The organism is Tolypothrix sp. FACHB-123 (assembly GCF_014697075.1).
Lineage (GTDB): Bacteria > Cyanobacteriota > Cyanobacteriia > Cyanobacteriales > Nostocaceae > Aulosira.
Genome location: NZ_JACJRE010000055.1, coordinates 1 through 14747, shown reverse-complemented (window position 1 = coordinate 14747; position 14747 = coordinate 1). Strand labels below are relative to the sequence as shown.

Below are 14747 nucleotides of genomic sequence, written 5' to 3'. Positions count from 1 at the left end.
ATTTGTTGACCACTGACCACTGACTATTGACCACTGACAAAATTAATAACAATACTTCCCATCTTGGGGCGTATTTTGCTCTTTACTAGTTCGCATCGCCCCTAAAATTGTCGAGACAAAAACACAGCGTTTAGCTTTACCACCACTTTTATTAGATAAAGTAATTTTCCCCAGCGGAGGTTGAGCAACAATACCCATATGATCGAATTGGATACGCCTGACTCCATTTGATTGTTGTAAAGTTGTTTCCTGGTCTAGGCGAACAGTCGCATCTAAATTTTGCCACTTAGCATTGGCAGGATTTACATTTTCAGGATGAATTGCCCATTGAACAATACCGTTATTTTCTCTAAAACTAGCTTGCCAAGTCAATTTTTGTCTTTTCGCCTCGCTTTGAGCTTGACGCATGGCACGGTAAACTTCATCTTGAGCCACATTCAAGCGACGAGTATTTACAAAACTCAACCAACTAGGTACTGCGATCGCGCTTAAAATACCAACTACTAAAATAACTGCCAACAGTTCCACCACTGTGAAGCCACTGTTAGAGTGATTTTTCACAATACTTTTTACCTTTTTTTTATAAAAATTATTTTTATTTAAACAAATGAAATCATTTATAACTATATTCTATATCCTGATAATCAGTTTTTACTCCTGACAATAATTTGGTTGATATAGCAGTAGGTAAAATAATAATTATCAATGTTTTTAACAATAGTTTAAACATAAATTTTATACGCTGTAGTCGAGAAGAATTATTAATAAAATACTTACATAAAAATAAAGCAGCAGCCATACCTTTATGTCGATTAAATGGTTGCTGTAGAGCTTTACATGTCAGGTATTTATAAAGATTTGCACTAGCCATATGCCAAGTTTTTTTATCAAATGTTCTGGCTTTATATGCTCTTTCTATCACTTGCAGACAGGCTTTTTCCTGGCGAACAAGATTAGAAGAAACTGAATTAGCACTGACTCGATATAATATCTGTACAGAGGGTACACATACAAAATTAAACTTGTTGGCTAGTTTTAACCACATATCCCAATCCTGAGCAGCACTGAGAGATTCATCAAATCCACCTAATTCAGCGATCGCTTCTTTACAAATTAAGGGGTTAGAGCCATTTTCTAAAAAATTATTTAGTAGTAATTGCTCATACACATCTCCATTAGCTATAAAATGTCTACCAGACACCAAAAACTTACCATTGTCATCAATATAATCACTCCAACTATAAGCAACCTTGCAATCGCTATTTTGTTGTAAAGCTTGTAACTGACTTGCTAGCTTATCAGGCTTCCAAATATCATCCGCATCTAAGAAACTGACAAAATCTCCAATAGCATATTTTAATCCCCGATTGCGGCTAACATTTCCGCCAGCATTTTCAAAAGAGAATATTTTCAGCCGATAGTCTTCAATTTTATAAATAATCTCTAAAGTTGAATCTTGCGAACCATCGTTAATTATAATTAATTCAAAATTAGTAAAAGTTTGGTTTAAAACTGATGCAATTGTAGCTTGAATAGTTTTTTGACAATTATAAGCTGGTATGATTACAGAAATGCTAGGATTATTTTGGTTACCAGAAGACATGATTTATTAAAAATATAGTTTTTACAAACTTGTTATGAAAAGATATTCAATTTTTTTATATAATAAAAAGGGCTAATCATACTACCCAAATAGAATTCAAATTCAAAAAGTGCAATTGTATCGTTTTTTAAAGATTTTTTGTATTTAATAATATGTTTTATAAGTCGATATAAATTACCTAAAAAAGTTTTAATAAATATTATTGGTTTTTGCCAGCTTTTAGTTTTAATCATGCGTAATTGAAAAGTACATAAGCCACAACCGCGAGCTAAAGTTAATAAGTAAGCTTTTTCCAAGCGCCAATGTGGTATTTGATGATAAGTATGCATATTTGGGTTATACCAAATTTCCCAACCAGCGCTGTGAATATATAGCAATGGTTCATAATCATCACCCTGCACAAATACACCAGGTAATTTTCCTGACAGAATGGGTATTGTAGGAACATGATCGCACCATACTTGTTTGCGAACAACTAGCGCTGCACCAGGGGGAAGTCTTAAGTTCTTTGCTTCAAACAAATGTGGTTGATTACCATGTTCTCTGATAGCGAGAAAACCTTGAATTCTTTCAAAATTTTTAGGTGGGCTAACCTCATAGCTACCATGAATTTGACCACTCCAAACACCAGCTTGGGGATGTTCAATTCCAAAATTATAAGCAGCTATTAGCCAATCAAGTGCAGGTAAATTATCATCATCTAAAAATGCAATTACCTCACCTCTTGCTTCCTGTACCCCCCTAATGCGAGCGAAAGCTGCTCCTTGTTTAGTTTCTAAAAAATACCTTAAAGGACAAATGCTATTACAGATTTTTTGATAATTCTGAATGACAATATCTGTGCGATCAGAACTATTATTATCAACAATAATAATTTCCCAGTTTAAGTTTTCTACTCCGGTTTGTGCTAAAAGTAAATCTAAAAGTTTAGGTAAGCGTTCCGCACCATTATATGTAGGAATTGCTACGGTAATATCTAGTTTTTGAGTGAGTATATTAGTCATGGGAAGTAATTTTATATTTATTTGTTATTTTTTGGTCAAATATCCTTGTTTCCAAAGATAAAAAGGACTTATTAAACTACTGATAAATAATTCCATTTCACAAGCTGCAACTAGATCGAGTTTGACACTTCTACCATATTTAATTAAATGCCAAATAATTTTTCGTAAATCGTTTATTATATAAACTAAAAATGCAAAGGGTCTATAGTAAGTTTTTATAGGTATCATCCTGGTAACATAACGGCTGAGTCCAATACCTCGAAAAAAAGGAATTAAATACTCTCTTCGTAATCGCCAACTAGGAATTTTGTGATAAATTTCCATTTCTGGGTTATACCAAATCTCCCAACCAGATTTTTGCATGTGAGATAACATTTCTAAATCTTCACTAGTCAGCGTATTATTAGAGACCCTACCAGTTAAAATCATCTCATTTGGTATTGTTTCTAACCAGGCTTGTCGGCGGATAACTAATCCCGCAGATGGTGGAAGTAATTTTTTATGAGGGTCATAAATTAAAGGTAAATTCCCTCTTTCTGTAATTGCTAAAAAGGGAGCAATTCGCTGAAAATCTTGGGGCGGTTCTACTTCCCAATCTGGATGAATTTGACTTCCATAAGCCCCTGCTTTCGGATACTTTTGACCAAAAGCATAAGCAACTGCTACCCAATTAGAAACTGGATAATTATCATCATCAAGAAAACCAATGAACTTACCTTTAGCTTCCTCAACAGCACGTTTTCTTGCATAAGCTGCACCCTGTTTTGCTTCAAAGAAATACTTTAAAGGATAGGGACATTGCCAAGAAGCTTGATAGTTTTTGACAATAGTTGCTGTATTATCAGTACTGTTGTTGTCTACAACAATAATCTCCCAAGAAAATGCTTCGGTGTAGAGTTGATTTCGTAGTCGTTCTAATAGCTCTGGTAAACGAATTTCACCGTTATAAGTGGGGATAGCTACAGTAAAGTCTAAACTCTCGCTCATCAGTAATTTCCAATTAAAAACTTAAAATACTACCGTGTTCTTAGTAGCAAAGACTGTATACATATACAGTAAAATTTGGTATTTAAGCTGACATTTTAGCTTGAATTTAGTTATTTCACCATATTCAAATACGGTGTATCTATAGAACTTACTATTTTATTTTTGAACAAATTATTAGCGTGAGCAGTGCTCATTCTACAGATACTCAAAGCAATAGATATGCATAATTGGTCTCTAGCTATCTATAGATAGAAACTCAACTATGCATTTGTTATTTCTATTCTGCTTTGGATATGTTATTTTTAGTTCAGTATTTCTAAGGGTTTTTTATATTGATTTGCTGGATTGATTTAATCGCATCCAGTATTTTTGGCTGTGCGGACACCACCAATAAGGGTTTGCAGAATTACGCATCGCTTTAAATTACCTGCTGTTGTCGGGCTTCCTGGTCTTGGTAAAGCAACTACAATTTTTAAACCCGGTGGTTCTGTTTGTCCTGTTGGTATTGGGCCAAAGTTTGCATTCGGCAAACTTCCCATATAATCATAAGTAATAGTAACTGGGGTAGTTAGATTATAGGATACAGTAGCACCAGTAGTAGTATTTAACGCGCTTAAATTTGTACCAATTATTACTTGCCCTTGTTTAACGCCTACATCTTTACCAAAACTCTGCCAGTTACTTGGTGTAGTACCAGAATAAATGGCAATCTCTGGTAAGTTATTGTTGGTTCTAAAGCTGACACTATAATTACGTTTATTCCTTTTTGCTTGTCGCTGTGCTTCTTGCAAGGTTGCAACAAGATTATCGCTAGCTTTATTTAATCGCTGTCTATTCAAAAAAGCCAGCCAATTAGGAGCAATAATTGCGGATAAAACTCCTACTATTAATATTACTACCAAGACTTCTAGTATAGTAAAGCCACTATCTTGCTTGGTTACAAATATATAGTTTGCAACCTCTTTCTTAGTACTTCCAGTTGATAAATTCTCAGGTAAATTGTTCATAATAACCTGTCATTAATAAATTATCGTAATTTCAAAGGGATAAGACCTTTACCTCTTGTCGTAGAACATTTTATTAGGGTTTAAAATCCAATTAGAAATGTTTTAAGCTTTGAATTTTTAATGTTGCAAAAATTACTTTGTAAATACGAATCCTCGTCCTTGTACCCTGATGTTTATACCAGGGAAATAATTTTTTTGACTATCTCTATAACTGATATTTGTTGTTCGTAAGCGAGCTAGTGCGTTGCCTCTTAAAAATACTTGGGCTGTTGTATTTACCCTATCTATACAGGCATAAAAGCCTGTCATATTTCCTGTATCTCTAGTGTTGAAACTTGTTGGCGTTACTTTTGAATAACCAGTAGGGCAGGTTGCAGATGGTGCGCCTGTAGTAGTTTGATCTATGTAGTCTACCAGTACTAAAGGCGCATCTGGCATTACAGTTGTAGTTGTAGTTGATGTATTTCCACCTGTAGTTGTAGTTGTTGTATAGGAGCTGAGTCTTGTCCAGCTATTCATCTTTTGCTCTAGAGTACCAACTCCATCGAAGTTAAATGAAGAGTAACCGGAACTAGGGCAATAACCACTAACAAACTTGCCAGTATATCCATTACAAGTAACAGAGCTAGTACTGCTACTTGAGACACCATCTCTGATTTGCCATCTCGCAATACGCGCAGCATTAGACCATATAGTGCTAGTGTCTTTAATTAGATAATAGGCAACTAATGAGTAGACAAAAGTGTCATCTTTATTACTATCTGCTGCTGTAATTGCCTGTCCAATAAACTCTCGTTTCCAAAAAACAAGTACAGGAACTCTATCTGTAGCGGTTGGGCTAGGTAGCTGGTTTTTGATCGCATCAATGCCTGTAGCATCGTAGATATATACTGCTTGTTGCAAATCGCGAGCGATGTAATCAAGTGCTGTTTGAATTTCTTGTTCGGAATTAGCTTTTGCTTGTTCTTGGCGATCTGTGTTCAAAATGTTAACCATAAATCCGAGCAGAGGTGTGATTACCAGCACAGCTAGAATCATGGCTACCAGCAGTTCAAGAAGGGTAAAACCGCTCTGTGACAACAACTTAGAGCGTTTAATTTGGATACCAAGCAGAAATTGAATTGGATTCATGCTGAATATTTTTATTCCCAAAATTAAGGCTTAGTTACATGTAGTATTCGAGGTTGTACTACCTGTTACTTTGAGGCGGTTACACCACTCATTAAATGAAGTGGATTGAGGCGGAATCACCGTTGTCATTTCTACTAATGGCGCTTTGCGATCGCCTATACCAGCGGTGAAAGTTGCTTGTTTTCTACCTGCTATTAAGTTACCACCAGAGTTAAAACCATCTGCTCTGTAAACTCTTACACCTAGTTCATAACCAGTAGTAGTATCGGTAGAAGCCTTGTTATAGCGATATGCTTGAATTACCAAGTCTTTACTATTGGTAAGGCTACATATACCATCACTGTTACCATCGATACAGTACAAAGTGGTGGCAGGGGTGGCGGGAGCAGTACAGTATGCATTGGCATTACAGGTTAAACTGCCTGCTGTTGGCGAAGCAAAGCTTTGAAAATCTGTGCTTGTGCTAGCAGCCGCTGGTGCAGCAATAGCTCCTGTTCTCACACCATCAATATAGGATCTTGCGGCTAGAGTTCCTAGTTCTATGCGTCTAGCTTGGACGCGAGAAGCTGTAGCTAAGACAATAACAGGTGCGATCGCAGTCAGCAAAACAGTCACAACTAGCATCGCTATTAACGATTCAATAATGGTAAAACCAGATTCACTAGGACAAGGTATTTTTAACTGTTGTTTGTGCTTCATTATTCTTACTCACCAATTTCTAAGATGTGGAGATTAATGGTTTATTACATTAACTTTGAGGAATAAATGTTTTTGTAGTAAGGACTTTAGTCCTTATTTTTTAAGTACATAAGTGCTTACTACAAACTCCACAATTAGGCTAGATTACTAACTACAATTAGGACGCTGATCTGCATCCACAGCCAGCGAATCATCTGGTTTTTTGGCACACAACAGAGTCCTCACCCAAGCGTCATCTCGATTCACTTCTCGGTAGTATTCATCGGGTAAATCGTCAGGTATTCTTACCAATTTTTGGGCAAACCTATCTGGTGACTGAGATAGCAAGGCTACATCATAACCCCATTGCCTTGTTGGTGCAAAATAGAAGGGTAGTCTACCACTAGAATTCCCAGTTGCATAGGTCATGGAGGAGTTTGATAAAACTACCATCAGTGGAGCCGTTGCATATTCACTGCGCTTTAATTGGATAAAAGAGCCACTAATTCTAGCTTTAATAGCATCGCTAACATTTCCTGTTGGGTTCCAATTTTCTATGAAACGCGGAAAGTTATGTAATCCACCATTATCTTCAGTGGGGCGAGCTGGGGTATCTCCAGCAGCAATAATCAAATTGAAAGTGGTTTGTGTTGCTACTGGCAACCAGTTCCCGTGTGAACCAACATTAATGATATTAGGATTAGGAGTAGGGTTACTATCCGTAGTAAAAGGTTCGTCAACTTGTAAAATTGGTCGTTGCCAATTTCCATTGCTATCAGGTCTTAACCAAGGTATGTATATTGTTTGTCCACCACTTGTTGCTAATGCTGGTTGTGTAGCACCGTTAAAATCAAATGCTTCTATTTTCTTCGGGTTTCCATCTTTTACTCCGTAAATCTGAAGGGGACTAACTAACGCACCAGTTGTAAGATCCCGTTTAAAAGCAAGTCTTTTTGGGTAGGCGGGGTTGGCCCACTTGCCCTCAGGAGGAGTACCTATCGCTCCTGTTTTGATAGATGTGATTGTACTCCCCTCAACATTACGTCCACCGTTGTTCCATGAACTTTGACCTTGACCAGCATAGGTTTCTGGATCAGTATTGGTGTTGGTCATGATCCAGTATTTAGGATCGCTACATAGGGAGACATTTGTTTGCGGACAAATTTCATAAGCGTATTGTCTAGCTGGTCTCCATTTCATTACTGGCGTGACAAAGTTGTTGAGATAGGAACTAGCCTGAAAACCAGTAGCAACAGTATCAAGGTCTTGGGGCATACCATCGCTGCCATACCATCTAAACTGTGGGACAAAATTGTTAACGGTAGAGAAATAAGTAGAGAAGTCACTGGAAAAAAATGATGGAATAGTACTAGTAACAACCTTCCAGTCATAGTCTCCTTCGTTGCGGAAACCTTCTCTAAAGTTATTGGAAAGTAGGGTAACAGCATCTGCTAACACAGCCGCAGACCGCCATTCATCACCAGTAGTACAGTTAGGTAGCCTGGGATCGCTGGGACGACAGGCAAATTGGGGGTTAAGTGTAGAGCGACTATAAAAAGCGAACTTACCATCTGCACTTGTTGTCCAGTCATCGTTGAGCAATTGAGTAAACTCTTCTTGAGTATGTAGGTTAAAGTCACCTTTGACATACACAGGCAAGTTAGAGGCTAAAATCAATCCTTTTTCTACGTCGCGGTAAGTATTTGTCGTGCTACGGAAAAGTCTGGAACCATTGACCAACATAATGCCGTTAGGACGGCGAGTGGAGTCAAGTTTAAAGTCAACTGGGCTTTCTAGCTTGGCTGATGCTGAAGTACCTGCACTTTGATCTGCTAGTGCATCATCACGAGTGGCATAGATAATACCGCTGTTTGGTAGCAAATATTCCTGTGGGCTGCTTGTTGTTGCTGTGCCAATTGTTTGTTGTCGCAGCTGATTCAGATCCAATACAGTGGTGCGGATTTCTAAAGGCTGTCTGTCTTTCTTAGGACGATCGTAATTTCCTGTAAGAGTATCACCATCATCTATTGCCTGGATCTGTCTGGCATCTAAAAAGGTGGTTTCTCTAATTGCACCGTGAGGAATAGCTGTATTATCCGGTGTCTTTGTGGCCATAATTTCTATGGCGCAAAGTGCGGAGTCAATTGCAGAGCGATCGGCAAGAGTACGATTTGCCGCAGTTTTGGCTAAAGCATTTTTGAGTGGTTCATTGACCAAACGTCCCAAAACTCCTGGCGCAGGATCGGGATATCTTAATTGTGCTTGGTAGTTGAGTAAATTCTCATAAGTAGCGAGGCTTGTGGAAGCAGGAGGGCCGTAAACTATACCGTTGTTAGATTTACCTCCGGTAGCATTATTCCAAGGTAATGTGGAAATATTCTTAGCAGTTGTGCTGTTAGTTGGGTCGTAGAAGCTACTTACACAAGCGATTGGTGTGGGGCTGGTTTCACTATAGCTAGTAGCTTTATAGTGATAAACTGCTGTCGCCCGCATCCTCAGATATGCATCGTTTGCAGGTGGTTGGGGCACATTATATTCAATATTCAGACCGTAAATGTCAAAGGGTTTAATGGCAGCTGGTACTGTGTCATACTTAGCTGGCATTAGATCAGGCCAGATTCGTGGTGTTGTGCCATAGGAGGAAAAGTCAGTAGTTGCAGTAGTCGCACCATCTGGTAAATAAATACCTGCACCTGTGACTACCCGCAAACCGCCAACAGGATCTTGGGCGGTAGCTGGTATTTTTGCTGCTGCTAGTTCCCATTCTCCATCTCTGCTGATATCCCCTAAATCAGCTAGTTGCTGAATTCGGCTGCGACGAGTGCGAACGTTATTGGCATTAGTATTGGTACCGCCGGCGTTATTAGGGGGAGTATCCCAGTAATTAGTAGTAATGGTTTGGGTGTCTTCCACATTTGGCCCAACAAACCGACCTTTTGCACTATCCCACCATAATTCAGGGAGATTATTACCAACGGCAACGCGATCGCCTACAAAGGCTTCTTTACCTTGCTCTTCTTTTTCTAGTTTTGTAGGCTCTGTAGCCGAAGGTAGTATTCTATTAGTTACACCACTAGGCTTATTCAGGTCTAAGTTGGCATAACCAGTCTTACCTGTGCCATTACTGGGATTAAAAGGAAAAACCCATGCATCTATTGGGCGTAGAGATTCTCCACTACCATCTAATGGACTAGTCGTAGCGTAATTTGTACCGCTTCCTACTTGTAAAGGATTGGTTGAATTTGCCGGGACTTCTGCATAAGGTACTCGGCGGGTACGTCGTTTAAAATACAGTTCTAGCCGTTCCCGACGGGTTTTTGTTGTCGGGCCATTTTGCACTTCTTGGGGGTCAGTACTACCAGTACTATCAGCAGCTATCTGAGCGTCAACTAAGCGATTTATACGTTTGGCGTAAGCGAAACTGTTATATGCAATATCTGCTGACCATGAATCTTTAACAGATTTATTCTCTTTAAGATCACCTGCGGTATTAGGGTTAACGCCATCACCACGGTATAAATGCACCGTAGTTGCGTTGGCTAAATCAGCATCAGTATTAGTAAAAGTGCCTGCTGCGACATTACCAGCAACAATTATTTTGGCATTGTCCGCTTCATAATAACAGGAATATGGGCTACTAATTTGATAAAGGGTTACTTGTTGAAAACCGCTACCTGTGAGCAGGTTACTGTTAGTAACAATCCGCCCATTTAGATTGAGTCTTGGCCCAGGAGTTATTTCTAAATCGTCTTCATATACTACCGCATTATTAACTAACGGTAGTTGTACGCGCTCTTGTTGATATTCTATTGCCGAAAAGCCTTTATTACCTTTGTGACGCTCATATCCCGACGGGAGAGTACCACTGTTTGTAATCGGAACATTGGCAGTGTAAACAAAAAAGGCTTTTTTCAATTTACCGCCAATCTTAAACCAGCCCGAATTACCCACCAAAGTAGCGCTAGTACCATTAGTATCTTTACAAGCGTCACCAGCACCACCATTTACCATTGGTGGAGTTCTAGCTTCTATGGCATTTCTGGCACGAGTATATGCACCACCGCTAACAGGAGGATTTTTAAAATAAATTCCATAAAGTGTGTAGCTATCAAATAGACCGTTATTATCGGTATCTACTGGGTACATCCATGCGGAGCGTATATTGTCAGTACCACTAGTTAATTTGAGTTGAGTTTCATCACCTAAGGTATATTCAGTCCGCTTGGTAGTATCGTTAAATATACTGTCTAAAGCTGCATCTGTAGGTGTTGCTCTTGGCAGTGTTGGATCTGACAACAGCTTATTTAATTTAGCTTTTGCTCGATCTATAGCTGGAGCTGCGGCATTGAGAACTGCTTCATTTACTCGCACATTGCTGGCATTTTTTGAGCGCTCAAAAGACCGAAATAAAATTGCTGTTGTTAGCAGCACAACTACTAGTGCGACCATTGCCACTGTTGGCAATACAAAACCAGCATTTGTGGCTCTGGTTCTTTTTTTGGTTTGAAAAAGAGTTCTAAGTAGCCAAATAATTAGTTTTTTAAATGCAGTCAAATACTGCTTGCTAATTTGTTTGAATAATTTTTTAGCTGTCTTGACTAGATGGCGTTTCTGAGACATATTTGCTTTCCTGTCAAGGATTTTATTACATTTGGAAAAAGGTTTTTTGTTTTTTTGGCAATTTTGTCTGGGTTTCTGGTTTAAATATACTCACACAGCCTATGATATTCTTTTTGTTTGTCTGGTTATTAGAACCTTTGATAAAGTCTAAAAAGCAGATAAACAAAAATAGAATTTCTTCGATTTATATCATGGGCTGTGTTTGCAGTTTTATTCGGAAAATACTGATTTTTCCAAAATGATTTATTTCCTTACTGTTTATGGGCACTAATACCGTAAATTTACGCTAACTTTGCAGAAATATGATTTATCTGCTCACAACTTCATAAAGATGTTGTAAGCAGAGTAAGCTTATATTACCCATTTGATAAAGGAAATATATCAAGCCGTTGGTAAATAATGTTAAGTAATATAAAACCTCTTCAAATGAAGAGGCGGTAACGTGAGTATTGAAAAATTTAGGTTGAGTTTTTAAGCTGATATTAATTTAAATAAGGTTTGCGACCCATACATTATTCTTCAGGACACAAGATTATTTCAATTGGTATGACTTTAGCTCAAATTTATCTATTTTGAAAATATGAAGAGTCAAGACGAAGAAACATGAGCATGGAAAAATCGGAAATAAAACCATTTTCAGCATGTATCTATACTTATGAGCCTGAAGTTACCCGCAGGAATAGCCATTATCAGTCGAGCTAAGCGATCGCCCTGAGAAATTGCATAATTTATCTAGATATCAGCCTTGCACTAAAAATATCATTGAGTGCAAGGCTAAATATTTTTGGTAAGTATCACTTTTTCACTTACCGTAATACACTCTGGCGTTACCAAATCCCAAATCTCGTAGATAATCATTCCAGCGTTCAGCATCCTCACGTTTTCCAAAAGGCCCTACAGCGACATGAGGCCCCAATGGTTGCTGCCTTTCAACTACAATGTCATATCTGCCAGAACTTTGACGAATGCGACTAGCAATAGCAGATAAATCTTGTGGCCTAGCGGGAATAGTTACATAGTAATAACTAGATCTTTGTGGTCGAGAAGAATTTCTGTTATTAGGGCTATCAGAAGGATAAGGGCCACCAGAACCATAGCCTACTTGTTGTCCGCTTGAAGATCTGACAACTCTAGCACCATAAATACCATTTAACTCTAGTTCTCTAACTCTTTGTTGAGCGTTAGCTGGTTTGCTAAAGGCTCCTGATTGAATAACAGGACGGCCATTGACATGTCTGATATAAGCACTACTTTCTAACTGACGTACACGTTGTAACTGTTGGTAATCACCACCATCGACGTATACTAGATAGCGCTCAGCACTCCAGGTATAGGAATTAGCTTGGACTGTTTGGGAAGGCCTGAAATTTTGATTGTATGGATTAACCCTGACTCTGGGAGGAGACTGAAAATTTTGATTGTATGAGTTCCAAGGTACTGTTTGTGTCAGTTGACTTGGTTTAGTTAAGGGCTGCTGATTGTAAGGAATTGTCTGTAAGTTGGGCGGCGGTGGTAAGCTATTTACTACCGTTCGTTGTGCCAATAAAAAGCCATCCTTGGTAACTTGTGCTTGTGCTGGGGTAGAATCGGGAAGCAAAGCCAAGCATCCTCCCAGAAAAAATGGGACTAGGGGAAATGCAAATAGTTGGTCTGGTATTGATCTGGACATAGTAGTAACAGGATTTCTCAACAATTTCCTTCTTGGAACTAATAGAGCAGTCTGTTGTAGCACCTATATCAGTGTTAACTTAGAATGTGTTTATTGGGCTGAGTGGCATTGCATAGGTCTGGCTGAAATTTCCGATTTTTGTCAGTTGTCAGTGGTTAAGAAGGCTATACTAATTTTTCTCCTTCCGTTGTTCTTTTCTGAGCCTTGAGGGTGAGAATTTTTGAATTAAAAATGGTTGGCGATCGCAATTCCAAATCTAAAATTTAGTTATTACTACTTATATACCTGAAGTGCTTATATAGCAAGGCTTTGAAGATATATATGCTACAATCGTCACAATGGGGCTGCATGGCATATATTTTAATACTGCAAAACAATACTGCAAAACTTGCGTTTGGTGTTTAGCATTAGCGTTATCAGCAGCCACTAGCCTAGTAATATTTTGAGGATATGAAAAAAGTCGTCGTTGGTCTTTCCGGTGGCGTTGACAGTTCCGCCGCCGCCGCTATACTCCACAATCAAGGCTATGAAGTTGTTGGTTTGACCCTTTGGCTCATGAAAGGTAAAGGTCAATGTTGTTCTGAAGGAATGATCGACGCGGCAAATATCTGCGAACAATTGGGTATTCCCCATCAAGTTGTTGATATTCGCGATGTCTTTCAGACAAATATAGTCGATTATTTAGTAGCTGGTTACAGTGTGGGGATCACGCCGCTACCTTGCTCGCAATGTAATAAAACGGTGAAATTCGGGCCGATGGTGCAATATGCGCGTGAGGAACTGGGATGCGATCGCATTGCTACCGGTCATTATGCCAAAATTAACTATGATGAAGCTACTGGGCGCTATCAATTGTTAAGAGCAGTTGACCGCAATAAAGACCAGTCTTACTTCCTTTATGATTTGTCCCAGGATTTACTAGCGGCTACAGTATTTCCACTGGGAGATATGCAAAAAGCTGACACCCGCCGCATCGCTGCGGAATATGGACTCGCCACCGCCGATAAGCCAGAAAGCCAAGATTTATGCTTGGTAGAAAGCAACGGTTCCATGCGGGCGTTTCTGGATAAGTATCTCGCACCGAAAAAAGGCGATATTGTCGATACATCGGGTAAAATTTTGGGACAGCATGATGGTGTCCATCATTACACAATTGGGCAACGTAAAGGCTTGGGAGTTGCGGCGGCTGAACCTTTGTATGTGATTGAATTAGATGCGGTAAATAATAGAGTGATTGTAGGCGATCGCACTAAAGCCACTCAACCAGAATGCACCGTCAATCGCGTCAATTGGGTTTCTATTGCTGAACCTTCTACCCCAATTCATGCAGAAGTGCAAATTCGCTATCGTTCCCATCCCACACCAGTAACGGTGATTCCTCTGGAAAACTCCCGCGTGCGTTTGGTGTTTGATGAACCCCAGTTTAGCATCACCCCTGGACAAGCGGCGGTATGGTACGAAGGGGATAAAGTCTTAGGTGGCGGAATTATCGAACAATTTAGTTAATCAACATCAGATCTCCGACTTTTTTGATAAGTCGGAGATCTAGTTTTTCTGATGGCTAACTTGAGGAATCATCTTCAGGATTGCGATTCTGTAAAATATCAAGAATACGGCGATTTTCTGTTTGCAGTCCACGAATTTCTAATTTTTAAATTCTTCAGATTGCTCTTTATAAAACATAGGTAGCCAATAAAGTATTTTTTCTACGCATAAGGGAGCAATATCAATATGTGCTTTGATAATATTTAGTACTCGGCGATGACCTAAACCATGTATAACTGCTACAATCCACCATCTAACCGAACTTGCATCACCGTAAATAAGCCCTTTTTTCAGAATTACTTCTAAAAAATTGGCTTAAGTTGCGATCGCTTTACTAATTTGCATCCTTGCCAAGCATTTGCGTTTAACATGTGCCAAACAAATTGAAATGTAAAAATAAACGGTTCTTCAGTAGCTATTATGCCAAATTATTAGTTATAGCACTCATATAAACACAAAAAAAGCATCTTTATTTTGCCAAAAGCCTTATATGTATTGACATC

At 38.8% G+C, this 14747-nt stretch carries 10 protein-coding genes; 1 reads left to right on the top strand and 9 read right to left on the bottom strand.

Translation table 11 applies throughout. The features are described 5' to 3' along the window. Positions 1-42: 42 nt before the first annotated feature. The 9 genes from H6G41_RS26760 to H6G41_RS26720 all read right to left on the bottom strand — a co-directional run bounded on the left by H6G41_RS26760 (position 43) and on the right by H6G41_RS26720 (position 12699). Positions 43-561, bottom strand: coding sequence for a GspH/FimT family pseudopilin (locus tag H6G41_RS26760; protein ID WP_190750300.1), 519 nt, complete (start codon positions 559-561; stop codon positions 43-45). 52 nt (positions 562-613) lie between these two features. Continuing rightward, the gene (locus tag H6G41_RS26755; protein WP_190750298.1) at positions 614-1603 is read right to left on the bottom strand and encodes a glycosyltransferase; all 990 of its coding nucleotides are present in this window, start codon (positions 1601-1603) and stop codon (positions 614-616) included. A 32-nt stretch (positions 1604-1635) separates the two neighbouring features. Next, a complete protein-coding gene (gene hpsE / locus H6G41_RS26750) occupies positions 1636-2607 on the bottom strand; it encodes a hormogonium polysaccharide biosynthesis glycosyltransferase HpsE (protein ID WP_190750296.1) in 972 nt (323 codons plus the stop codon). A 24-nt stretch (positions 2608-2631) separates the two neighbouring features. After that, positions 2632-3594 carry a hormogonium polysaccharide biosynthesis glycosyltransferase HpsE gene (gene hpsE / locus H6G41_RS26745; protein WP_190750294.1) on the bottom strand — a complete coding sequence of 321 codons (963 nt, stop codon included), beginning with the start codon at positions 3592-3594 and terminating at the stop codon, positions 2632-2634. A 350-nt stretch (positions 3595-3944) separates the two neighbouring features. Continuing rightward, positions 3945-4601, bottom strand: coding sequence for a Tfp pilus assembly protein FimT/FimU (locus H6G41_RS26740; protein ID WP_190750292.1), 657 nt, complete (start codon positions 4599-4601; stop codon positions 3945-3947). A gap of 132 nt (positions 4602-4733) precedes the next feature. Next, positions 4734-5732 carry a hormogonium polysaccharide secretion pseudopilin HpsC gene (hpsC, locus tag H6G41_RS26735; protein ID WP_190750290.1) on the bottom strand — a complete coding sequence of 333 codons (999 nt, stop codon included), beginning with the start codon at positions 5730-5732 and terminating at the stop codon, positions 4734-4736. Positions 5733-5762: 30 nt separating this feature from the next. Continuing rightward, on the bottom strand, positions 5763-6431 hold the full coding sequence (gene hpsB / locus H6G41_RS26730; protein WP_190750288.1) for a hormogonium polysaccharide secretion pseudopilin HpsB: 669 nt from the start codon (positions 6429-6431) through the stop codon (positions 5763-5765). Between the two features lie 147 nt (positions 6432-6578). Further along, positions 6579-11030 carry a hormogonium polysaccharide biosynthesis protein HpsA gene (gene hpsA / locus H6G41_RS26725; protein ID WP_190750286.1) on the bottom strand — a complete coding sequence of 1484 codons (4452 nt, stop codon included), beginning with the start codon at positions 11028-11030 and terminating at the stop codon, positions 6579-6581. Positions 11031-11832: 802 nt separating this feature from the next. After that, a complete protein-coding gene (locus H6G41_RS26720) occupies positions 11833-12699 on the bottom strand; it encodes a hypothetical protein (protein WP_190750284.1) in 867 nt (288 codons plus the stop codon). Positions 12700-13149: 450 nt separating this feature from the next. Here H6G41_RS26720 and mnmA point away from each other — a divergent pair, with 450 nt between their 5' ends. Next, entirely contained in the window at positions 13150-14205 is a 1056-nt protein-coding gene (mnmA, locus tag H6G41_RS26715) for a tRNA 2-thiouridine(34) synthase MnmA (protein ID WP_190750282.1), read from the top strand. Positions 14206-14747 lie beyond the last annotated feature (542 nt).